Origin of the sequence: Streptomyces sp. Ru62 (assembly GCF_002920615.1) — a bacterium.
Lineage (GTDB): Bacteria > Actinomycetota > Actinomycetes > Streptomycetales > Streptomycetaceae > Streptomyces.
In genome coordinates, this window is the sequence record NZ_PQSU01000042.1 from 42,853 (window position 1) to 65,829 (window position 22,977).

Sequence of the window (22,977 nt, forward strand, 5' to 3'; positions counted from 1 at the left end):
GCTTGGAAAGTGACTGGCAGGTCTATTAACGTTCGATAACGCAGCGCGGTCGTCACAGCCGTCACAAGAGGCGGCTCCGTGCGCACGCGCCGAATCCCGCGAGGGAGCCGGGGAACCACCACCCTGGGGTGAATCACGCGGATGCCGCCGTGAACTCACGGAGTCCACGACCGGTATACGCGCGTAGGAGACCTTCCTGCTCCGAACCCGTCAGCTAACCCGGTAGGCGAAAGGAAGGAAAGGAGTACGCCCGCGTGGCGTCCAACCGGCCTGTCCCAGAAGCCCCGTTCATACCGGCACAGCGCGAGCCCGAGACCTTCGGGTACGGCGCCTACCACGCCGAGGAGGGCCCCTGGGAGGAGTGGAACCCCACCGAGGAGTCCGTCGCCCCGGTGCGCGGCCGGCATCGCGTCGCCAAGCAGCGCGGCGGCTTCGCGCGCAGCTCCACCGTCCTGGGCGTCGGCGTCATGGCCGCGGTCGGCGCGGGCGGCATGGCCAGCGCCAACACCGGCAAGCCGCCGGTCTCCATCTCCCTGCCGGACCTGCCCTCGGTCGGCTCCCTCTTCCGCGACGACTCCGCCGACCCCCAGCCGGCCGAGGCCGCCACGGCCACGCTGAGCACCGTCGGCGTGACCACGGCCGCCGGCGAGGACAGCGCCGACGCGGGCGAGGCGCTGCGCAACCGGATCATGGCCCAGGCCGAGCAGCAGCAGGGCCAGGCCGACAGCAAGGCCACCGCCGCCGCGGTCGCCGCCGCCGAGAAGCAGAGCGCCGACGCCGCCGCCCAGGCCGAGAAGGAGGCCGCCGCCAAGGCCGCCGAGGCCAAGGAGAAGGCGGAGGCCGCCGCCGCGAAGAAGGCCGAGGAGGAGCGGCTGGCGAAGCTGGCCGCGCAGTACACGCTGCCCACCTCCTCGTACACGATCACCTCTACCTTCGGCCAGGCCGGCGGGATGTGGTCCTCCGGCTACCACACCGGTCTCGACTTCGCCGCCCCCACCGGCACCCTGATCAAGGCCGTGCACAGCGGCACGATCACCGAAGCGGGCTGGGCCGGCTCCTACGGCTACCGCACGATCCTCACCCTGGACGACGGCACCGAGCTGTGGTTCTGCCACCAGTCCTCGATCAGCGTCTCCGTCGGCCAGAAGGTCACCACCGGCGAGGTCATCGGCCGCGTCGGCGCCACCGGCAACGTCACCGGGTCGCACGTCCACATGGAGGTCCACCCCGGCGGGCAGGCCACCGGCATCGACCCGATGGCGTGGCTGCGCGACAAGGGCCTCAACCCCTGACGGTCCCGTCCCCGCGCGGGAATCCTTGCGGGAACTTGGCGAGAACTCCGCCCCGGCGGTGGGATGCGATCACCCACCGCCGGTGTTGACACGACGTATGACGTCACTTCGTAAACTCGGTTCCTCCGACCTTGAGGTCTTCCCCCTCTCCCTCGGCGGCAACGTCTTCGGCTGGACCGCCGACGAACAGACCTCCTTCGCCGTCCTCGACGCCTACACCGCCGCGGGCGGCAATTTCATCGACACCGCCGACTCCTACTCCGCCTGGATCGAGGGCAACCAGGGCGGCGAGTCGGAGACGATCATCGGCAAGTGGGTCAAGGCCCGCGGCAACCGCTCCGAGGTCGTCATCGCCACCAAGGTCAGCCAGCACCCGGAGTACCAGGGCCTGTCCGCCGCCAACATCAAGGCCGCCGCCGACGCCTCCCTGCGCCGCCTGGGCACCGACCACATCGACCTCTACTACACCCACTTCGACAAGCCGGAGGTGCCGGTCGAGGAGATCATCGGCGCGCTGGACGAACTGGTGAAGGCCGGGAAGGTGCGGCACATCGCCGCCTCCAACATCAGCCCCGAGCGGCTGCGGGCCTCCCTCGACTTCTCCGACCGCGAGGGCCTCGCCCGCTACGTCGCCCTCCAGCCGCACTACAACCTGGTGTCCCGGGACACCTACGAGGGCCCGCTGCAGGAGCTCGTCGCCCGCGAGGGCCTGTCCGCCGTCCCGTACTTCTCCCTCGCCTCGGGCTTCCTCACCGGCAAGTACCGGCCCGGCAAGACCGTCGACAGCGCCCGTGCCGAAGGAGCCCGGAAGCACGCGGAATCCGAGCGCGGCCAGAAGGTCCTCGCGGCCCTGGACGAGATCGCCGCGGCCCACGAGGCCCCGGACGCCACGGTCGCCCTGGCCTGGCTCGCCGCCCAGCCCACGGTCACGGCCCCGATCGCCTCGGCGAGGACCGTGGAACAGCTTCCGGCGCTGCTGGGGGTCGCGGAGCTGAAGCTGACGGACGCCGAGGTGGCCCGGCTGACGGAGGCGTCCGCTTAGCCCGTCCCACCCCGCGAGAGGGCGGCCCGGCGGTGCCGGAGGATCCCCGCCGGCCCCCTGACTACGTCCGGTACGGGTTGTACGCGGGATACGGCACCGCCGCGTACCCGTACGGCGCCGCCCCCCAGTACACCGGCGCGGGAACGGACGCCCGGCTCGCGTACTCCAGCGCGGGCCGGGCGACCTCCCTGCGCTTCCACAGCTCGTCCAGCAGCTCCCGCTCCCGGACGACGAAGTCGGCGCCGGCCCGGCCCTTCCGGCCCCGGTGCCGCAGGAACGCCAGCGAGGTCGCGTACGCCTCGTACCGGGCCACCTCGCGCGCCGCCTGGCGCCCGTGGTGGTGCCGGGCGTAGTCCCGGGCCATCCGGCGCGCCCGCATCGACCCGAGCGCGAACGGCTCGGCCGGCCCCAGCCACCCGGCCAGCACGTACGTGGGCAGCTCCGCCCGCACGGTCCGCAGCTCCCGCTGCCGGGTCCAGATCGCGAGCCAGGTCACCACCGCGAACGCGGGCACCATGAAGGCGCCGTAGACGGCGAAGAAGCCGTACTCGCCGAAGGTGGAGGAGCCGTTCCAGAAGGCGTGCATGCCCATCGCGAGCAGCAGCCCGCAGAACGGCAGCAGCGCCCGCCGCGCGTGCTGCCGCTCGGCGGACAGCGCGGCGACGCCGAAGCCGATGCCGGTGAGGACGGTGAACAGGGGGTGCGCGAACGGGGACATCACGATGCGCACGAAGAAGGTGGCGGCGGTGACGGAGGCGATGCCGCGGTCGCCGGTGAGCTGGTCGGTCCCGAAGGCCGTACCGAGGTAGAGGATGTTCTCGGTGAACGCGAACCCGGTGGCGGTGACGCCCGCGATCACCACCCCGTCCACGATCCCGGTGAAGTCACGTCGGCGGAAGAGGAACACCAGCAGGACGGCCGCGGCCTTCGCGGACTCCTCCACGATGGGGGCTATCACGGTCGCGCCCAGCGTGTCGGCACTGGCCGGATCCGCGGTCGAGGTGGCTATCCACTTGGTCGCGAAACTGTTGGCCACGATGGCGATCAGCGCCGCCGCACAGGCCCCCCAGGCGAAGGAGAAGACCAGGTTCCGCCAGGGGCCCGGCTCCACGCGGTCCAGCCACCGGAAGGCGGCCATCAGCCAGGGCACGGGCAGCACGGCCAGCCCCAGACCGACGAGGAAGCCCTCCGTACCGGTCTGCCGCCGTACGAGCGCGAGGATGACCAGGCCGGACAGGGCCAGCAGGGAAGTCAAAGCTCCGTACCGCACCCACCTGCGCTGCCACCAGTGCGGGTGGCGGAGCACACCGTCGCCGGGGCTCGGGGGATACATCGGAAACGGAGGACTGGTGGCCACGGCATCGACCCTAACGGTGGCGGGACGAGGGGCTGGAACGGATTATCGGTCCTGCTCAGCGGTGCTGTGCGGGACCCGCCGGAACAGCAGGTCGTTCACCACATGTCCCTTGTCCAGTCCCTGCCCCTCGAAACGGGTCAGTGGCCGGAACTCCGGGCGTGGCGCGAAACCACCGTCCGCCTGGGTGTTCTCGAAGTCGGGGTGGGCGGTGAGCACGTCCAGCATCTGCTCGGCGTACGGCTCCCAGTCGGTCGCGCAGTGCAGGAGCGCACCGGGCCTCATCCGGGACGCGGCGAGCGTCAGGAACTCGGGCTGGATGAGCCGCCGCTTGTGGTGCCGCTTCTTGGGCCAGGGGTCGGGGAAGTAGACGCGCAGCCCGTCCAGCGAGTCCGGACCGAGCATCTCCCGGAGCAGGATGATCGCGTCGCCGTTGCCCACCCGGACGTTGGACAGACCGTTCCGGTCGGCGAGACCCAGCAGGTTCCCCTGGCCGGGGGTGTGCACGTCGACGGCCAGGATGTTGGTGTCCGGGTCGCCCGCGGCCATCCGCGCGGTGGCCTCGCCCATCCCGAACCCGATCTCCAGGACCACGGGCCGGTCGTTGCCGAACAGCTCGCCGAGATCGATCACCCGCTGCCCGTCGATGTCCAGCCCCCACTTGGGCCACAGCCGCTGCAACGCGTCGGCCTGCCCGGCCGTCACCCGGCTCCGCCGCGGCTGGAAGCTGCGGATCCGCCGCTCGAAGTGCGACCCGGCCGGATCGGCCTTGGGCCCGTCGGGAAAGCGCGGCTCGCCCTTGGCCCGGGTGTGCCGGACGGGGCCACCGGGGCTGTGGGGGGCCGGGGACGGGGCGGGGGGGTTCAGGGAGTCAGACACAGTACGACCGATTTTACGGGTGCCGACGGGCCGCTACAGCGAGCCGAGCATCGCCAGCGCCCGGCGTCCGATCTCCCGCCCGATCGGCAGCGACGCCGTGGCCGCGGGCGAGGGCGCGTTCAGCACGTGCACCGCCCGCGCCCCCTCCCGGATCAGGAAGTCGTCCACCAGCGTCCCGTCCCGCAGCACCGCCTGCGCCCGCACCCCGGCCGGGGCCCGCACCAGATCCCCGGCCTCCACACCGGGCAGCAGTCTTCGCACGGCCTCCAGGAACGCGCCCTTGGACACCGAACGGCGCAGCTCACCGGCGCCGTACCGCCAGTGCCGTCGGGCGATCGCCCAGGATCCCGGCCATGCGACCGTCCCGGCCAGCTCCCGGGGCCGTACGATCCCCCAGTCGTACCCCTCCCGGGCGAGCGCCGGCACCGCGTTGGGCCCGATGTGCACGCCCCCGTCGATCCCGCGCGTCAGGTGCACCCCGAGGAACGGGAACGCCGGGTCCGGCACCGGATACACCAGCCCCCGCACCAGTTCCGGCCGCGCCAGCTCGTAGTACTCCCCGCGGAACGGCACGATCCGCACCTCGGGGTCGTCGCCGGTCAGCCGCGCCACCTCGTCGCAGTACAGCCCGGCGCAGTTCACCAGCACGCGCGCGCGGACGACGTCCCCGGTCGCGGTGAGCACGGCCACGCCCCGCTCCGGCCGCCGGTCCACGCGGACGACCCGGGCGCCGTACCGGATCTCCGCCCCCGAGGCCCGCGCCAGCTCGCCCGCGACGCCCACGAAGTCGCACACCCCGGTCGTACCGACGTGTATGGCGGCGAGGCCGCGCACCTCGGGTTCGTACTCGGTGATCTGCGCCGGTCCCAGTTCCCGCACCGGGATGCCGTTCTCCCGGCCGCGCTGCACCAGCGCGTGCAGCCGTGGCAGCTCGTCCCGCTCGGTGGCGACGATCAGCTTGCCGGTGACGGCGTGCGCGATGCCGTACTCGGCGCAGAACTTCACCATCTCGGCGGCGCCCCGCACCGCGTACCGCGCCTTGAGTGAATCCGGCCGGTAGTAGATCCCGCTGTGGATGACCCCGCTGTTGCGCCCCGTCTGGTGCCGGGCCGGCCCCGGCTCCTTCTCCAGCACGATCACGCGCGTACCGGGCGCGGCCCGGGTGATCGCATACGCGGTCGACAGCCCGACGATCCCCCCACCGATGACGAGCACATCACAGTCGTACGCCCCGGCCCGCACCTGCACCACCTCCGCCTCCGATAGTGCACTGCGCCACTGACAACGGCTTCAAACGCCGGGGTGCGGCAGCGTTCCCCCAAGGGGCGCGGGGAACTGCCCGAACAACCACAGACCACCCGCGGCCGTACGAGGAAAGGAACCAGGCACCCCCGTGGCGTCCGTTCCTACGCCGGAGCCATCAGCAGGGGCCGGGCCCGCTCCCGCAGCTCCACCACCCGCGGTTCGTCCCCGTACGGCTCCAGCCGGTGCAGCAGATCCTTCACGTACTCCGTCGTCCGTGCCGACGAGATCCGCCCGGCCACCTCCACGGCCCGCACCCCCTGCTCGCACGCCGCGTCGAGGTTGCCGGACTCCAGCTCGGCGACCGCGGAGACGACCAGGCGCAGCCCGTGCGACCGCACGAACTCCTCCGTCGGCTTCGACAGCGCCTGCTCGGTGAACCTCCGCACCTGACGCGGCGCCTTCAGGTCCCGGTAGCACTCGGCGGCGTCCGCGGCGAACCGGTCGTATCCGTAGAAACCGAGCCAGGACGGGTCGTTGTCGCCAGGACGGGACCGTTCCAGCCAGCTCTCCGCCGCCTTCAGTGCCGCGCCGGCCGCCTGAGCGTCTCCCGCGCGCGCGTGTGCCCGTGCCTCGACCAGCCGGAAGAAGCTCATCGTCCGCGCGGTGGCCAGCCCCCGGTTCCGCTCCAGCGCGGCCTGCGCCAGATCGACGCCCTCGTCGCCGAAGCCCCGGTAGGTCGCCTGCAGCGACATGGACGCGAGGACGTAACCCCCGAGCGGGACGTCCGCCGCCGCGCGCGCGAGCCGCAGCGCCTGGATGTAGTACCGCTGCGCGGCCTCCTGCTGCCCGGTGTCGAAGGCCATCCACCCGGCGAGCCGGGTCAGTTCCGCCGAGGCGCCGAACAGGGCCCGGCCGACCTCGTCGGAGTAGGAGCCGAGCAGCAGCGGGGCCGCCTCCACCCGCAGGCACTCCGGCACCATCGAGGAACGCCAGTCCCCGCCGCCGTACTTGGAGTCCCACCGTCTGGCGTCCTCGGCGGCCTCGCGGAGCTTCTGCACATCGCTGTGGCCGACTTTGATCGGTGCGCCGGACCCCTCGGCGGAGCCCGCCTCCCGCGCGACCGAGCTGTCGGCGGGGGTTATCAGCCAGCGTGAGGCGGGCGTTGCGTATGCGCTGACTGCGAACGACCCGGCGAGCGACTGCCAGATGCCGCCGGAGCCGGCGCGGCGGCCGGCGAGGTCGAGGCGGTACAGCTCCGTCGCGGACCTCACCGCCTGGCCCACGTCCCTCGGGAAGGCGAGACCCACTTCGGGCGCGGGATCGGCGTCCGCCAGGCCGATCTCGTGGAGCGGCACCGGCCGGCCGAGCTTCTGGCCGATGGCGGCGGCGATGAGGTGCGGCGCCGCACCCTGCGGCACCATGCCCTTCGACACCCAGCGCGCCACGGACGTCTTGTCGTAGCGAAGCGTCAACCCGCGTTGTGCGCCAAGGTCGTTGACGCGGCGGGCGAGTCCCGCGTTGCTGATTCCCGCGAGGGCGAGAACGGCGCCGAGCTTCTCGTTCGGCCCGCGTTGCTCCCTGGACATGCGCCACCCCTCGACACAGACGGCTGCCGCGCTGGCATAACCACGCGGCATTCGTAAACACAGCGTAGTTCGCCGCATCCCAAGCGTTAAGGGGCATTGTTCCGGTTGGCGGGATTGTGGTCCGTACGGAAGTCGGGGCCCTGTACGCACCGTGCACGGGCTGTCGCCGCGTGCCCCCGCACGTGTGGCCGTGCGCCCGTCCGTGCGCTCTTCTCCGGCCACCCGGGGAGCGGTTCCATGGCTCTTGCGTGGGTCGGCCCGCTGTACTGGATCCAGTGGGCTGGGGGACACCGCCACCTTCATCCCCGCGGGTGGCGGACCGGTCCGGGAGGCGATACCCGTCTCCCGGACCGTGCGCGCGTGTGGACCGCCGCGCGCTCCGCAGGCCTGTACGGAGCGTGCTCATCTCCGGCGCCCCTCCAGTTAATTGGCCGAAAATCGCCCCCTGTTGTGTGCGCTCAATTGCCGCTCCGACCATGCAACTTGAGGGCGTGAAGGGCGGTTTGGGGGAGCGCACAGGGGGCGCATTCGCGCCGGACCCGTGCGGTGCCGTCCGGTCGGCACCCGCCCCGCAGACGCCTGCCGTCCGCCAACTCCCCAGGCCCGCCCTGCGTGTCTCCCCCGACTTCCCTTCGACTTTCCCTCGATCGAAGGCGGTGCCGCCGTCCCTCTCCCGCGCGCCCTTCATGGCAGCATGGGGTCCGGTTCGTACGGTGCACTGTTCGTCCACAGCCTGTGGAGGCGTCGATGCGGTGGTTGGTGGGTTGGAGCAGCACCGCCGCGGGCGCCGCCGGGATCGGATCCGCCGGTGCCGTCGGATACGACGGCGAGACCCTGCACCCGGTCGGCTCCCAGCTCCTGTGGGGCGACCCGGACCCGCTGTGGGCCGTCGGCGACTGGCGCCCGGACGAGGTGCGCGTGGTGCACGCCGACGCACAGAACCGGATCGCCATCCTCGGCATCTGCGGTGCCACCGACGAGGAGCTCCGGCGCGGCCTGTTCACCGCGCGCGGGGGCGCGGTGCGCCATCTGACCACCTGGCCCGGCAGCTACACGGCCGTCGTCCAGGCCGGCCGCCGCATCACGGTCTGCGGCGATCTCGCGGGCGCCCGGCCGGTGTTCTACACCCCCTGGGCCGGCGGCACCGCCTACGCCACCGCCGCGCTGCCCCTCGCCGACCTCGTCGAGGCCAACCTCGACTTCACCCACCTCGCCGCCCTGCTCGCCGCCCCGGACGTCCCGGCCGCGCTGCGCGACAGCACCCCCTACGACGGCGTACGGCGCATTCCGCCGGGGCACGCGCTGGTGCTGCGCGCCGGGGCGCGGGAGGTCGCCGGGTACGAGCCGGTCGCCTCCCTCGCCGTGGCCGCGCCCCCGGCCGACCCCGGCCGCGCCGTGGACGCCGTCCGGGACGCGCTCGTGGAGGCCGTCCGCACCCGGCTGTCGGCACCCCGGCACGTGCCCGACCTGGACCCCGGGCCGGTGCCCGGCATGGGACCGGCCGAGCGGCGGGCCGCGCGCGGGATGCCGGTCCCCGGCATCGGCGCCGACCTGTCCGGCGGCCCCGCCTCCGGCACGCTCGCGCTGCTGGCCGCCGGGCTGCCCGGCAGACCCGGCACGCTCCTCGGCCACGGCACGGGCGCGGGCGAACGGCTCCTCGCCGTCACGTTCAACGATCTGGCCGTCACCGGCCGCGAGGCCGAACTGGAGCGCGCCGGTGCCCTCGCGGCCAATCCCCGGTTGCACCACGTCGTGGTCACCGGCGACGAGGGGACCCTGCCGTACGCCGACCTCGACGGCCCGCTGACCGACGAACCCGGCCCCTCCCTGGTCCAGGCGGCCCGGCACCGCGCGCGGCTCGCCGCCGGCAGCGCCGACCACTTCACCGGCCACGGCGCCCGCCAGGTCCTGGACGCCCACCCCGCCCGCCTCGCCGACCTGCTGGTGGACCGCAAACGGCGGCACCTGGTCCGGCCGGTGGCCGCGCTCGCCCGCGCGGACGGCTCCGTGATGGTCCCCGCCCGCGTGTACGGCGCGGCCCGGCGCCTCGCCCGCACCCCCTACCGGGCGGGCCTGGAGGTGCTGGCCGAGCGGCTGATGCGGCGCCGCTTCGACGAGCCCAAGGGGGCGGTCGGCGCCTCCCTCGCCGCTCTGGCCTGGGCGAGACCCGGGCCCGCCGCCCGGTGGCTGACGGGGGAGGCGCTGGCTGAAGTATCGGTTCTGCTCCAGGCGGAGGCGGACCGCTCCGCGACCGGCGCACAGCGCCCCGGCGACTACCGCGCGCGTGCGGCACTCGCCCGGCACGCCGCCGACCTCCGTGTCCTGGAGCAGGCCGCGGAGATCCGCTCCCAGCGGCTGCACGCGCCGTTCCTCGACAACCAGGTCGTGCGCGCCTGCCGCGAGCTCCCCGAGGCCCTGCGCGTCCAGCCCGGCGCCCGCGCCGCCATCCTGCGCACGGTCCTGGAGGGCGCCGGCGTCACCGACCTCCCGCCCGGCTGGGGCGCGCCCTCCCACGCCTCCTCGGCGGCGGCCGCGCGCGCGGGGCTGCGCGCGGCCACCGACCCCCTCCTTGACCTCTTCTCCACGCCACTGCTCGCCGACGCGGGCCTGGTGGAGGCCCGAGTCGTCCGCAAGGCGCTGCGCTCCGCCGCGGCGGGCGAGGCCCTCCCCCTGGACGGCCTGGCCGACCTCGTCTCCCTCGAACTCTGGCTCCGCCGCCTCCTCTCCCGCCGCGGCACCTGCTGGACGGGCACCCCGACCCGCTCCCGCGCGGTCCCTTCGGGGATCCAGCCGAGGCGCAGCGCGCTCGCGCCGGGGGTGTGAGCGGTGGGACTGTGAGCGGTGGGGTGGCTCGGCTCGTCGTGCGCCTCCGGGTCCGCGGGGGCTGATCGCGCAGTTCCCCGCGCCCCTGGGGGAGCTGCCGTGCCGTCGGCTGCACAGTGCCGGCGGGCGAGCCGACCCCCAGTCGGCCGCGGCGCCGGACATTGTGCGAAGCACCGGTACCGAAACCTCCGTGCCCCCATCCCGCACCCCCCGCCACAATGACCGGGTGCGGTACAGAATCCTGGGCGTGACCCAAGCGGCGGACGACCTGGGCGCCCCCGTGCCCCTCGGCGGCCGGCGCCTGCGGACGCTCCTCGCCGCCCTGGCCCTCCGTCCCGGCCGCACCACCGCCCCCCACACCCTCGTCGAGGAGATCTGGGCGGACGACCCGCCCCAGGACGCCCCCGCCGCCCTCCAGGCCCTCGTCGGCCGTCTGCGCCGTGCCCTCGGCCGGCACACCATCGCCTCCACCCCGGGCGGCTACCGCCTCGAAGCGGCCGAGGACGACGTTGACCTGCACGTCTTCGAACGCCTCGCCCACACCGGCACCCAGGCTCTCACCGCCGGCGACCCGGCCACCGCCCACCGCACCCTCACCCGGGCCCTGGCCCTCTGGTACGGCCCGGCCCTCGCCGACCTCCCCGACCGCACCGCCGCCGCCCGCCCCGAGGCCCTGCGCCTGGAGGCGACCCGTGCCCGCGCCGCCGCGGCCCTGGCCCTCGGCCGCGCCCGGGAGGCCGTACCGGAGCTGCGGGAGCTGACCACCGCCCACCCGTACGACGAGCCCCTGCACGCCCTCCTCATCCGCGCCCTGCGGGACACGGGCCGCCCGGCCGACGCCCTCGCCGCCTACGAGTCCGCCCGCCGCACCCTCGCCGACTCCCTCGGCACCGACCCGGGCCCGGAACTCCAGTCCCTGCACACGTCGTTGCTGAAGCAGGAGCCCCTGGACGCCCTCAAGTCCCCGCAGACCCCCGAGTCCGCGAACACCCCCGAGCCACCGGCGCATTCGTCACCCCCCGCGCCCCCGCAGCCCCCCGAACGCACCGGAAATCTCCGTCCCCGCCTGACCTCCTTCGTCGGGCGGGAACCAGAGCTCAAGGCCATTCGTTCCGATGTGCACAGGGCCCGCCTGGTCACGCTCACCGGACCGGGCGGCTCGGGAAAGACCCGCCTCGCCGAGGAGGCCGCCGCACCGCACCCCTCGGCATGGCTGGTCGAGCTCGCCCCGCTCGACCGCCCGGAGGCGGTGCCCGGCGCGGTGGTCAGCGCGCTCGGTCTGCGCGAGACCGTGCTGCTGACCAACGAGCTGGCGACCCCGCAGGCCGACCCCACGGCCCTGCTGATCGAGTACTGCGCACCGCGCAGCCACCTTCTGGTCCTTGACAACTGCGAGCACGTCATCGGCGCGGCAGCCGCCCTCGCCGAGACCCTCCTCACCCACTGCCCGGGACTCACGATCCTCGCGACCAGCCGGGAACCCCTGGGCGTCCCCGGAGAGTCGGTGCGCCCGGTCGAGCCGCTCGTCCCGGAGCAGGCGCACCGCCTCTTCGCCGAGCGCGCGAAGGCCGTCCGTCCCGACGCCGACGCGGTGCTCGGCGACACCGAGGCCGTGGCGGAGATCTGCCGCCGTCTGGACGGGCTGCCGCTGGCCATCGAGCTGGCCGCGGCCCGGCTCCGGCTGCTGACCCCGCGCCAGATCGCCGACCGCCTGGACGACCGCTTCCGCCTGCTCACCTCCGGAAGCCGCACGGTCCTGCCCCGGCAGCAGACCCTGCGCGCGGTCGTCGACTGGTCCTGGGAGCTGCTGGACGAGCGGGAGCGGACGGTCCTGTGCGAGGTGTCGGTGTTCGCCGGCGGCTGGGACCTCGCGGCGGCCGAGGCCGTGTGCACCGGCCCGGCGGCGGACCTGATCGGCGCGCTGGTCGACAAGTCCCTGGTGGTCGCCGCCCCGCACGACCCGGACGGCACCGGTGCCGGGACGGGCGCCGGCATGCGGTACCGCATGCTGGAGACCATCCACGAGTACGCCAGCGAGCGCGCCGCCGAGGTCCCCGGGCTGCGCGCGGCGGCCGAGCGACGCCACCGCGCGTGGGTGCGGGCCCTGGTGGAGGAGGCGGAGCCGCGGCTGCGGTCGGCGGCCCAGCTGCCCTGGATAGCCCGCCTGGAGACCGAGCTGGACAACATCCGCGCGGCCCTGGACCGCGCGGTCCGCGCGGGCGACGAGGCGGAGGCGGGCGCGATCGTCCTGGCCACCGGCTGGTTCTGGTGGCTGCGCAACCACCGCCAGGAGGCGGTGGCCTGGGTGCGGCTGGTGCTCCGCCTGGGCATCGCCCTGGACACCCTGCCCGCGGGCGCGCCGGCCGACGAGGTGAGGGCCCGGGCGGAGACCGCCGACCCGGTGGGCGCCTTCCTCGCCGCCCCCGACGGCGAGGCCGGGCATCCGCTGCGCGAGCTGCGGATGGACCTGCGCATGCTGGACCTGTTCCTGACCGCCGAGACGGGCACGGAGAACCTCGTGGCCGACGAACGGGCCCGGGAGTACCTCGCGCGCGTGCGGGCGGCCTACGAACGCGGCGGACCGCAGGCCGCCCGGCTCCCGGGCATCATCTGGCCGCTGACCTCCTACTACCTGGGCGGTCCCACGGACATCCGCCCGCAGATGACGGAGTGCGTCGCCAACTGCCGCCGCTACGGCGGCGAGTGGGAACTCGGGGTCGCCCTGATGTACCGCGCCCATGTGACCGTCGACTCCCCGGGCAACCTGCGGGGCGTCGACGAGGACCTGGCCGAGCTGCGGACGCTCAGCCGGCGCGTCGGCGACCGCTGGATGCGGGCGCAGGTGTGCAGCGCGGCCGGCGAGGCGGCCATGACCCGGGGCAGGTACGACGAGGCGCGCGGCGAGTACGAGGAAGCGCTGCGACTCGCCTACGAGGTGGGCGCCCACGCCGAGTCGCCGTTCCTGATGGCCCGGCTCGCCGAGATCTCCTACCGCTCCGGCGACCGGGAGGCCGCGCTGGCCGCCCTGGACGAGGCGGGAGCGGCCGCCGACCGGTACGCGGTACCGGAGTCCCGGGCCTTCGTGCTGCTCCTGCGCGCCCACATCGCCCTGCACGACCACCAGCACGCGCGCGCCCGCGAGCTGTACGAGGCGACCCGTGCGGTGATCCGGGACGGCACCCCGCCCCCGCAGTTCGTGGCGGCCCAGCGGATGGTCGAGGCGCTGCTCGCGGCCGGCGAGTCGGGACCCGCGCACGGGTTGCCGATCATGTCGGAGGCCCTGCGGGAAGCCGTGGACCACCAGTGCGCCGAGTCGATCACGGCCGGTCTGGTGGACGTGGCGGCCGGTCTGCTGGCCCGGCTCGGCGATCTGCCGGGCGCGCTGCGGCTGTTCGCCGCCGCGGACCACTGGCGTGACGGACTCGACCGGCCCGAGCCGGAGCGCGGCGAGGCCGCCCGGGTGCGCGCCGAGGCCGGCGCGGCCCTCCCGGCCGACCGCTGTGCCGCCGAGTGCGCCCGGGGTGCCTCCATGGGCGTGGCGGACGTCCTGCGCGAACTGGACGCCGCGGCGGCGGCCGGCGCGCAGCTCCGGGGCGGCCCGGCTACCGGCAGGTGAACCGGGACTCCGCCCAGTCCGCGAGTGCCGCCCGGTCGAAGGCGTTGCTGTGCGGTTCCGTCACGAGCCGTACGGTCGTGCGCCCGGTGAGGTCGACATGGACGGGGACGGCCGGGTCGCGGCCCTTGACCATGCCGGACCGCCACAGCCGGACCCCGTCGGCGTAGACGGAGAAGGAGACCTTGCCGAGGCCGAGCGTCATGTCGTCCACGCCGGCCAGCGCGTCGTACGCGGTGCACTGCCGGTTGAGGACGATGGTGACGGAGGAGTCGCCGTGGACGGTGGCCCCGCGCGCGTACCGCTCGCCGCCGACGGACATGCCGTACCGCTGCCACACCCAGCTGCTCTCGCCGAGCGCGATCTCGGGCCGGGTGCCGTCGCCGACGACGTCGAAGCGCAACTCGCTCAGCTGGTAGACGGTGGGCGCCGGCGGCGGAGTGGGCGTCGGGGTCGGCTTGGGTTCCGGCTTCGGCGGGGGGCTGGGTGTCGGCGTGGAGGTGGATGTCGGCGTCGGAGTGGGCTCGGGCGCCGGCGTCACCGGGGGTGTCGGGGTGGGCGTGTGGGCGTCGGCGCTGGTGGGCGTCGGTGCCGGTTCGGGAGCGAGGACGACGGGCTTCGGCGGGGGCTTGCGCGCGGGCGGTGCGGGCGCGGGCGTCCCGGGCCGCACGACCGGCGCGGACACGGGCGGGGAGGGGTCCGGTGCCGGCCGGGCGACCTCCTTCGCCGGGCTGCTGTCGTTCACCAGGGCCAGCGCGACCGCGGCGGCGGCCACCGCGACCACACCGGCCGCGATGCCGGCCTTGATCGGCGCCCCGAATCCCTCGGTGGCCGCGGCCCCGCCCGCGCCGCTCGCGCCACCGGACGAGCCACCGGCCGCGGCGGCGGCCGCCCCGGCCCCCGCGCCGCCGGCCACGATCCCGAGGGCCTTGGTGTACCCGGCGGCCCCGAACCAGCCGATGACCGCGACCGGGACGACGGCGGGGATACCGCTCGCGACCTCTTCGATCTGCGCCGCCGCCAGCCGGCACTTGGCGCACTCCTCCAGGTGCTTGCGCAGGCCCCGCTCGGCGCGGACCCGCAGCTTGCGGCGGGCGTAGCCGCCGAGCTGTTCGGCGTATCGGGCGCACTCCTCGTCGTGGGCGAGGGCGGCGCTGACGTGGGCCTGGAGGTACGCCTGTTTCAGCCCCTCGCGCGCGCGGCTGGCGAGCACCCGGGTGCCGTTGGCGTCCAGCCCGAACAGGACGGCCACCTCGCTCGGGGACTCGTCCTCCACCTCCGTGTGCCACAGCACGGCCTGCCAGCGCTCGGGCAGCGAACGGAAGGCCCGCATGGCCATGGACTGCTCGGCCTCGTGCAGGGCGCGGACGTCGGCCCCGAGACCGAGGCCCGCTGTGGAGGAGCCGATGAACGCGGTGTCGTCGGAGGCGTCCGGGACCCGGGCGGCCTGCTGGGCGAAGACGGCGAAGTCGTCGACGAGCTGCTCCCGCCGGGCGGACCTGGTCCAGTGGGCGGCGACACGTCGGACGGAGGTCAGCAGATAGGCCCGTACGGCGTGTTCCGGCCCGGAGCCGCCCCTTACCGCTTGCAGCATCCGCGCGAACACCTCGGCGGTGAGGTCGTCGGCGGTGTGCCCGTCCCGGCAGCAGGTGCGGGCGTAGCGCCGTACCGCGTCGGCGTGCCGTCGGTACAGCTCCTCGTAGGCGGAGTCGTCACCGCCGCGCATCCGCCCGATCAGCTCGCTGTCGGCGGGCGGCATCCCGCGGGGCGGCGGCAGCACGCTTCCCTCACGCTGGGCCGGCACGTTCCCGTCCGGGGCCCCGCCGGAGGAAGCCGGCCGTCCGCCCTGGTGCGGCACCTGGGGTGAGGCCAGCCCCCGAGTCTCCGCGTCCCCGTCGTCACCGCGCGACCCGTCCCACCCGTCAACGCCCATCGCGGACAGCCCCCGACCCCGGCTCAGCCCAACCCGTCGGCCTCAGCCTGCCACACCGGACTCCCCCCGGAGCCCCCGCGCACACCCCATCCACTCATCCGAGCGCACTTGCCCCCGCATCCCCCGAACACCCGTCGAACGCCCGGCCCCCGAAGCCGATGCGCGGGGCACCCGACAGAGAAAGGAGAAGGGGGCGCGGTGCGGAGGGAAAGGGAAGGGGCGCGGGACTCCGTGGGTGCTCCCCACCACCGCCCCACGCCCCCCGCGGTCGCCGACGGTTCATCGGCCGTACGGCGGCGACCCGCAGTCACCGACGGCGCATCCGCCCCAGAAGGGCCCCGGCACCACCCGACCACGACAGTCGTACGGGTGGCACCGGGGAAAGACGGAACGCCCCGGAAGGCGAAACCGAGGCCCGCCTACGGCCGGGACCGCAGCCCCTCCAGCAGGATGTCCAGCAACCGGGCCGATGCCGCCGCCTGCTGCGCCGCATCCGGCAACGACGGCGCCGCCGTGGCGATCACCAACAGCACGTCACCCACGGACACGTCCGCCCGCAGCTCACCCGCCGCCCGGGCCCGGTCCACCAACTGCCCGACCACATCGAGCAGCGCCCCGGCCCCGGCGTCATCGGCCACCGCGGCCTCCTGCGCCACGAGCCGCAGCTCGGCACTCCCCGGCTGCACCCGCTGCTGCGGCACCCGAGCCTCTGCGGCGAGGCCGACGGCCCCACCGGCCTCGCCGGAATCACCGGAACCGGCGGAGCCGACCCGCAGCACCTGCGGCGGCAGCAACCGCCCGGCCCCGGACGCCACGGACGTCCGCAGGAACCGCGACAGCGCCGACCACGGCTCGTCCTCCTGCCCGAGCGCCGCCCGGGCCTGCTCGGTCAGCCGCGCCGTCTCCTCCTCGGCGATCCGCCGGACCAGCACGTCCTTGCTGGGAAAGCGCCGGTACACCGTGCCGACCCCGACCCGGGCCCGCCGCGCCACATCTTCCATCGGCGCGCCGTACCCCAGCTCGCCGAACACCTCACGTGCCGCACGCAGCACGTGCTCCAGGTTGCGCTGTGCGTCCACCCGCAGCGGAGTCGTCCGCGCGGTGTCCGCGCGTCCGTTGCCCACCGCCGCGGTCATCGCCTTGCCGCCGGGCGCGACGGCTGCTGCCGATGCCCAGTGCGTGTCCTGAACATGCATGTGTTTCCCCCGGTAATGACGTCTCCCCCCGGAGACTCCCCGCCACTGAACGCGAGGCGCGCGGAACTGGCTTCGGTCCCGACCGGATCCGCCCGTTGCGGAACCGTTCGACCACATTCCCTACACCCCGTCGACACACGAACATAGTTGAGAGGAAGTCAATTCAGAAGGGGCAGGTTCCGTACAGTGCGCCCCTCGATCGGAGTACGGGGTGTATACATCCCGATTCCGGCCCTTCGCCCCCTGTCACCCGCCCCCGCTGACCTGCCCCCTTTCGTCCCGCGCGGACGCCACGGCCGGCCGTGTGCACACCCGGCCGCCGGTCACACAAATTGTCGGGGCTGTGGACAAACACCAGCGCCGGGTGCGTCATGGGATGGTGAAGGAACGTGCGCGCATTCTGGTTGTCGGCGGCGGCTACGTCGGGATGTACACGGCCCTGCGCCTCCAGCGGAAGCTGAAGGCCGAGCTGAGGAGGGGCGAGGTCGACATCACCGTCGTCACCCCCGATCCCTACATGACCTACCAGCCGTTCCTCCCCGAGGCCGCCGCGGGCTCGATCTCCCCGCGCCACGTCGTCGTACCGCTGCGCCGCGTCCTGGACCACTGCCACGTCGTCATCGGCGAGGTCACCTCGATCGACCACGCCGTACGCACCGCCGCCGTCACCACCCTCGCCACCGCCGAGGAGGGCAGGACCGCCGAACTCCTCGGCTACGACGAACTCGTGCTCGCCCCCGGCTCGGTCTCCCGCGCCCTGCCCATCCCCGGCCTCGCCGAGTACGGCATCGGCTTCAAGACCGTCGAGGAGGCCATCGGCCTGCGCAACCACGTCATCGAGCAGATGGACATCGCCTCCTCCACGCGCGACCCGGCCGTCCGCGACGCCGCCCTCACCTTCGTGTTCGTCGGCGGCGGCTACGCGGGCGTCGAGGCCCTCGGCGAGCTGGAGGACATGGCCCGCTACACCGCGCGCTACTACCACAACCTCCGCCCCGAGGACATGAAGTGGATCCTCGTGGAGGCCACCGACCGCATCCTCCCGGAGGTCGGCCCGGAGATGGGCCGCTACACCGTCACCCAGCTGCGCCGCCGCAACATCCAGGTGCTGCTGGACACCCGCCTGGAGTCCTGCGCCGACCGCGTCGCCGTCCTCAGCGACGGCCAGCGCTTCCCGACCCGTACGGTCGTGTGGACGGCCGGCGTCAAACCGCACCCGCTGATCGCCGCCACCGACCTGCCGCGCACCGACCGCGGCCGGCTCCGCTGCACCGCCCAGCTCACCGTCGACGGCACCGAGCACGCCTGGGCCGCCGGCGACGCCGCCGCCGTACCCGACGTCACGGCCGCCGAACCCGGCGCCGAGACCGCCCCCAACGCCCAGCACGCGGTCCGCCAGGCCAAGGTCCTCGGCGACAACATCGTCCACTCCCTGCGCGGCGAGCCCCTGGAGACGTACGCGCACAAGTACGTCGGCTCGGTCGCCTCCCTCGGCCTGCACAAGGGCGTCGCGCAGGTCTACGGGCGCAAGCTGAAGGGCTACCCTGCGTGGTTCATGCACCGCGTGTACCACCTCAGCAGGGTGCCCACCGTCAACCGCAAGGCCCGGGTGCTCGCCGAATGGACCCTCGCCGGGCTCTTCAAACGGGAGATCGTCTCGCTCGGTTCGCTCGAACATCCCCGAGCGGAGTTCGAACTCGCGGCCGGTGGAAAGCCTCCTCACAGCCCCTCCGACGACCCGAAGGGGTCGTCCTGACCGGACTCAGGAACTCCACGGCCCGCCCCGGCGTCTGACGGTTGTCGCCCGCCGCGGCCCGCTCCCTGCCAGACTGCCCTACGACGTCGGACGGGCACCCGCCCGCCCTAGCACCCACGAGGCTTTCCCCAAGTGAACTTCACGCGCTGGAGCGCCCGGCTCCCCGGAACGCAGCGCCGCGCCGCCGCGCGGACCGAGACGGCGGTCTCCCCGGACCGGCGGGGGGAAGGCTCCGTGCCCGCGGCCCGCGCCGAACAGCCCGCCGACGGCACAGCCCCGGTACCCGCCGTCGACGAACTGCCCGCGCGTGACGTCCTGGACCGCGTCCCGGCCCTCGTCGCCCTCGTCCACGGCCCCGACCACCGCATCGCCTACGTCAACGACGCCTACACGACGGCCTTCGGCACCCGCGCCACCGGCGCCGCCGCACGCGAGGCCCTGCCCGAACTCGCCGAACTGGGCCTGCTCCCGCTGCTCGACCAGGTGCTGCGCAGCGGCAAGCCCCGCACCCTGAAGTCCCGCAAGGCCGTCGACGGCCGCTCGTACACCTTCACCTGCACCCCCGTCACCGAGGACGGCGACCGCGACGCGGGCGTGCTCGTCTTCGCCACGGACGTCACCGACCACGCCGAGGCCGCCGAACGGCTGCGCGCCAGCGAGCGCCGCCAGCGCGAGACGGCCGTCACCCTCCAGCGCTCCCTGCTCCCGCAGGAACTGGAACAGCCCGACGACCTGCGCATCGCCGCCACCTACCAGCCCGGCGGCACCGAGGCCGCGGTCGGCGGCGACTGGTACGACGTGATCACCCTGGGCGGCGGCCGGACCGCCCTCGTGATCGGTGACGTCATGGGCCGCGGGGTGCGGGCCGCCGCCGTCATGGGCCAGCTCCGCACGGCCGTCCGCGCCTACGCCCGCCTCGACCTGCCCCCGCACGAGGTGCTGCAACTCCTCGACGGCCTCGCCGCCGAGATCGACGCCAACCAGATCGCCACCTGCGTCTACGCCGTCCACGACCCGAACGAGGGGCGCCTGGTGTACGCGTCCGCGGGCCACCTGCCGATCCTGGTCCGCGACGAGAACGGCGCGGTCTCCCGCGCCGACGAGCCCACCGGCCCGCCGCTCGGCACCGGCGGCTGGATGCATTCCTCCGGCTCCATCGCCCTCGGCCCCGGCTCCACGGCCGTCCTCTACACCGACGGCCTGGTCGAGCGCCGGGACGCCGACCTGGACGAGGGCATCGCCGCGCTCGAAGGCGCCCTCGCCGGTGCGACCGGCAGCCCCCAGGTCGTCTGCGACCGCCTGGTCCGCTCGGCAGGCGTCACCGCCGACCACGACGACGACGTCGCCGTGCTCGTCCTGCAGCATCCCGCGCGGACCGGCCCCGACGGCGACCTCTTCCGCAACGCGGCCCTCGAACTCCTCGGCGGCGTCGAAGCGGCCCCCCGCGCGCGTGCCTTCGCCTCGGGCGTCCTCACCAGCTGGCGCTTCCCCGCCGAACTGCACGACCTGGGCGTCCTCGCCACCAGCGAGCTGGTCGCCAACAGCCTCCAGCACGGCACCCCGCCCATGCGGCTCCGCCTGCGCCGCACCGACCGCCGCCTCATCGTCGAGGTCACCGACGGCGACGACCACCTGCCGAGGCGCCGCCGCGCCGAGCCCGGCGACGAGTCGGGCCGAGGCATCGCCATCGTCGCGACGATCGCCTCCAACTGGGGCTGCCGCCGCACCCCCGGCGGCGGAAAGGCGGTGTGGTGCGAGTTCGCCCTGCCGAAGGCGAAGCACTGACCGGCCGCCGGACCCGTCAGCACGGCGCGGCAGACGAGTCCGGCGCACCGAGCGACGCGCCCGCGGCGCCCCGACGAGGTCGGCCGCCGGCAGGGCACCCGGTTCTTCTCCGCCCTCGACGCCGCCCTCGTTGACGCCCCTTCACGGCCGTCCTGATCGCGGCCACCCGCCGGCCGACACGCCCGGCGCACACGACGACGGCCGCCACCCGGAGGTGACGGCCGTGACACACCGCGGGCTCACGCCTCCGCGGGCACCGGTCCCGTGGACGCCCCGCCCCGGGTGACCACCCGGGTCCCGCGCGCCAGCCAGGGCCGGTCCTGTACGGCGGTGAGCCGCCGCCCCAGCCGCAGCGCCAGGACGGTGATCCCCAGCGAGAACAGCAGGAAGGTCACGATGTACGGCCCGTGCAGCGAGGCCCCGAGCGGACCGCCCACCGCCGGACCGACGGCCAGCGCCAGCTGCTTGACCAGCGCGAACGCCGAGTTGTACTGCCCGGCCATGCCCTCCGGTGCCAGATCGGCGACCAGCGGCGCGACCGTCGGGGACAGCATCGCCTCACCCAGTCCGAACAACGCGTACGTCGACACGAACGCGGCCGTGGCCATCTCCTGGCTGCCGTGCCCCAGCCCCGCGTACCCGGCGGCCAGCCAGGCCACGGCCCAGATCAGCCCCACCGCGGCGATGACCCGGGACCGCCGGCGCCGCTCCACGAACTTCAGCACGGCGAACTGGGCGACCACGATCATCAGTGTGTTCGCGGCCAGCGCCGTACCCAGGGCGGACGTGGATATCCCGGCCGCCTCCACGCCGTACGCGCTCAGCCCCGACTCGAACTGCCCGTAGCAGGCGAAGAAGATCACGAAGCCCAGCACGGACAACTGCACCATCGCCCGGTTCCCGAGCAACTGCTTCCAGCTTCCCTTGGCCGACCCCGCCGGAGCGCCCGCCAGACGCGGCGAACGCGGCATCCGCACGGTCGCCAGCACACCGACCAGCAGCAGGAACATCGCCGCCTCGATCGCGAACAGCAGCGTGAACGACGACACGCGCGTGGTGTCGACCAGGTGACCGCCGATGAGACCGCCGACGCCCAGCCCCAGGTTCTGCAGGAAGAACTGCATCGCGAACGCACGCGAGCGCGTGTCCGCCGAGGAGCAGTCCACGATCATCGTCGCCAGCGCCGGCTGCATGACGGCCTGCCCTGCCCCGAGCGCCGCGGCGGACAGCAGCACACTCGCGGCACTGCCCGCCAGACCGAGGCTCAGCGCGCCCACAGCGGCGGTCACCAGGGCGGCGAGCAGGACCGGCAGCGGGCCGCGCCGCACGATCGCCCGGCCGGCGAACGGCAGCACGATCAGCGCGGCCACGGCGAAGACGGCGAGCACCAGGCCCGCCGTCATGGCTCCCAGGCCCCGCACCTGCGCCACGTAGACGTACAGGTAGGGGACGGTGAAGCCCAGTCCGAACGCGCTGAGTGCGTTGCCCACGTGGATCCGGCGCATCGCTGCGCCCATCGCCCTGGTCACGTTCACCTCTCTCACTAGTTAGACCTGAAGACTTCGAAGCTAAACTTCAAAGCTAAAGAGTACATGGTCAAGGACTTCAAAGCAAAGGACTCCCGTGGGATACTGCGTCCATGGCCGACACCCCCGGCGTCACAGAGCCGACGCTCGAAGAACAGATCGCCGCCTACCAGCGCGAGTTCCAGGACCTGGACCCCCAGGTCGAGAAGATCGTGTCGGCGCTGTCCCGGCTGAACCGCCGGATGAACGTCGCCTACGGCCGCCAGACCTCGGCCCTCGGCATCAGCAACGCCGAGTGGGAGGTCCTCAAGGCACTGGTCCTCTCCGGCGCCCCCTACCGCATGGGCCCCAGCGAGCTGGCCAAGCGGCTCGGCCTCACCCCGGCCGCCATGACCCACCGGATCGACCGCATGGTCACCGAGGGACTGGTCACCCGGGAGCGAGACGAGTCCAACCGCGTCCGCGTCATCGTGGAGCTGACCCCCGAGGGCCGCGAGAAGTGGCTGGAGGCGATGCGCCTGGCGACGGTCTTCGAGGAGGACCTGCTCCAGGACCTCACTCCCGCGGAGCGCGCGGTGCTCGGCGAGGTCCTGACCCGGCTGCTGCGCCGGGTGGAGCACGCCCAGCCGGACGCCGGCGGCCGGCTCAGCGACCTGGACTGAAGCCCTCAGAAAAGATCTTGACAGCAGGGTGTTGACACGCCCCTGTCCGATCCGTAAAGTTCTTCGGGTTGCCGCGGAGCCGTAACGGTTCCTCGGTAACACCTCAGCCGCCCCGAGCGGCACCCCTCACACCTTCAGCACGATCCCTCCTCCGGGTTGATTTCGGCGCGCCCGAATTCAATTCGAATAGGGACTCGGCGGCCCGATTGGGAATCGCCGGGCGGATCCGCTAAGGTTTGAGACGTCGGAACGGCCCAACGGCCGGGAGGACAGCCCCCACTGACT

The 22,977-nt window shown here is 73.9% G+C and carries 14 protein-coding genes and 1 riboswitch; of the genes, 7 read left to right on the forward strand and 7 right to left on the reverse strand.

The window, feature by feature from the left end:
* Positions 1–77: 77 nt before the first annotated feature.
* Positions 78–243, forward strand: a riboswitch (cyclic di-AMP (ydaO/yuaA leader).
* Positions 244–254: 11 nt separating this feature from the next.
* Both C3492_RS38415 and C3492_RS38420 read left to right on the forward strand, forming a co-directional pair.
* Positions 255–1,292, forward strand: a complete 1,038-nt coding sequence (locus tag C3492_RS38415) for a M23 family metallopeptidase (protein WP_103817239.1) — start codon at positions 255–257, stop codon at positions 1,290–1,292.
* 97 nt (positions 1,293–1,389) lie between these two features.
* Positions 1,390–2,334, forward strand: a complete 945-nt coding sequence (locus C3492_RS38420; protein WP_103817240.1) for an aldo/keto reductase — start codon at positions 1,390–1,392, stop codon at positions 2,332–2,334.
* 61 nt (positions 2,335–2,395) lie between these two features.
* Here the strand turns inward: C3492_RS38420 and C3492_RS38425 are convergent, their stop codons facing one another.
* From C3492_RS38425 to C3492_RS38440, 4 genes are all read right to left on the reverse strand, one after another.
* Positions 2,396–3,691 (reverse strand): PrsW family intramembrane metalloprotease, encoded by a 1,296-nt coding sequence (locus tag C3492_RS38425; protein WP_181140762.1) that lies wholly within the window; start codon positions 3,689–3,691, stop codon positions 2,396–2,398.
* Positions 3,692–3,733: 42 nt separating this feature from the next.
* Positions 3,734–4,567 (reverse strand): tRNA (guanosine(46)-N7)-methyltransferase TrmB, encoded by an 834-nt coding sequence (gene trmB / locus C3492_RS38430; protein WP_103817241.1) that lies wholly within the window; start codon positions 4,565–4,567, stop codon positions 3,734–3,736.
* Between the two features lie 33 nt (positions 4,568–4,600).
* Positions 4,601–5,818, reverse strand: coding sequence for an L-2-hydroxyglutarate oxidase (gene lhgO / locus C3492_RS38435; RefSeq protein ID WP_103817242.1), 1,218 nt, complete (start codon positions 5,816–5,818; stop codon positions 4,601–4,603).
* A gap of 155 nt (positions 5,819–5,973) precedes the next feature.
* Positions 5,974–7,398 (reverse strand): MFS transporter, encoded by a 1,425-nt coding sequence (locus C3492_RS38440; protein ID WP_103817243.1) that lies wholly within the window; start codon positions 7,396–7,398, stop codon positions 5,974–5,976.
* Positions 7,399–8,145: 747 nt separating this feature from the next.
* On the opposite strand from C3492_RS38440, the gene C3492_RS38445 reads away from it, so the two are divergent.
* Together C3492_RS38445 and C3492_RS38450 are read left to right on the forward strand one after the other, a co-directional pair.
* Positions 8,146–10,221: an asparagine synthase-related protein gene (locus C3492_RS38445; protein WP_103817244.1), complete on the forward strand. Its 2,076-nt coding sequence runs from the start codon at positions 8,146–8,148 to the stop codon at positions 10,219–10,221.
* 247 nt (positions 10,222–10,468) lie between these two features.
* Entirely contained in the window at positions 10,469–13,837 is a 3,369-nt protein-coding gene (locus C3492_RS38450) for a BTAD domain-containing putative transcriptional regulator (RefSeq protein WP_103817256.1), read from the forward strand.
* Here the strand turns inward: C3492_RS38450 and C3492_RS38455 are convergent.
* Positions 13,824–15,767, reverse strand: a complete 1,944-nt coding sequence (locus C3492_RS38455) for a sigma-70 family RNA polymerase sigma factor (protein ID WP_103817245.1) — start codon at positions 15,765–15,767, stop codon at positions 13,824–13,826. The two genes, C3492_RS38450 and C3492_RS38455, sit on opposite strands and share 14 nt — an antisense overlap.
* A 419-nt stretch (positions 15,768–16,186) precedes the next feature.
* The gene (locus tag C3492_RS38460) at positions 16,187–16,963 is read right to left on the reverse strand and encodes a TetR/AcrR family transcriptional regulator (RefSeq protein WP_103817246.1); all 777 of its coding nucleotides are present in this window, start codon (positions 16,961–16,963) and stop codon (positions 16,187–16,189) included.
* A 376-nt stretch (positions 16,964–17,339) separates the two neighbouring features.
* On the opposite strand from C3492_RS38460, the gene C3492_RS38465 reads away from it, so the two are divergent.
* A complete protein-coding gene (locus C3492_RS38465) occupies positions 17,340–18,719 on the forward strand; it encodes an NAD(P)/FAD-dependent oxidoreductase (protein ID WP_103817247.1) in 1,380 nt (459 codons plus the stop codon).
* A 132-nt stretch (positions 18,720–18,851) separates the two neighbouring features.
* Positions 18,852–20,504, forward strand: coding sequence for a SpoIIE family protein phosphatase (locus C3492_RS38470; protein WP_103817248.1), 1,653 nt, complete (start codon positions 18,852–18,854; stop codon positions 20,502–20,504).
* A 239-nt stretch (positions 20,505–20,743) separates the two neighbouring features.
* Here C3492_RS38470 and C3492_RS38475 read toward each other — a convergent pair whose 3' ends face one another.
* The gene (locus C3492_RS38475) at positions 20,744–22,021 is read right to left on the reverse strand and encodes an MFS transporter (RefSeq protein WP_181140765.1); all 1,278 of its coding nucleotides are present in this window, start codon (positions 22,019–22,021) and stop codon (positions 20,744–20,746) included.
* Between the two features lie 122 nt (positions 22,022–22,143).
* Between C3492_RS38475 and C3492_RS38480 the strand changes: the two genes are divergently transcribed.
* Entirely contained in the window at positions 22,144–22,692 is a 549-nt protein-coding gene (locus C3492_RS38480; protein WP_103817250.1) for a MarR family winged helix-turn-helix transcriptional regulator, read from the forward strand.
* Positions 22,693–22,977 lie beyond the last annotated feature (285 nt).

Coding starts and splice junctions, on each gene's coding strand:
- C3492_RS38420 (WP_103817240.1), top strand. CDS start 1,390: ATGACGTCACTTCGTAAACTCGGTTCCTCCGACCTTGAGGTCTTCCCC.
- C3492_RS38440 (WP_103817243.1), bottom strand. CDS start 7,398: ATGTCCAGGGAGCAACGCGGGCCGAACGAGAAGCTCGGCGCCGTTCTC.
- C3492_RS38445 (WP_103817244.1), top strand. CDS start 8,146: ATGCGGTGGTTGGTGGGTTGGAGCAGCACCGCCGCGGGCGCCGCCGGG.
- C3492_RS38455 (WP_103817245.1), bottom strand. CDS start 15,767: ATGGGCGTTGACGGGTGGGACGGGTCGCGCGGTGACGACGGGGACGCG.
- C3492_RS38460 (WP_103817246.1), bottom strand. CDS start 16,963: ATGCATGTTCAGGACACGCACTGGGCATCGGCAGCAGCCGTCGCGCCC.
- C3492_RS38465 (WP_103817247.1), top strand. CDS start 17,340: ATGGTGAAGGAACGTGCGCGCATTCTGGTTGTCGGCGGCGGCTACGTC.
- C3492_RS38475 (WP_181140765.1), bottom strand. CDS start 22,021: ATGGGCGCAGCGATGCGCCGGATCCACGTGGGCAACGCACTCAGCGCG.
- C3492_RS38480 (WP_103817250.1), top strand. CDS start 22,144: ATGGCCGACACCCCCGGCGTCACAGAGCCGACGCTCGAAGAACAGATC.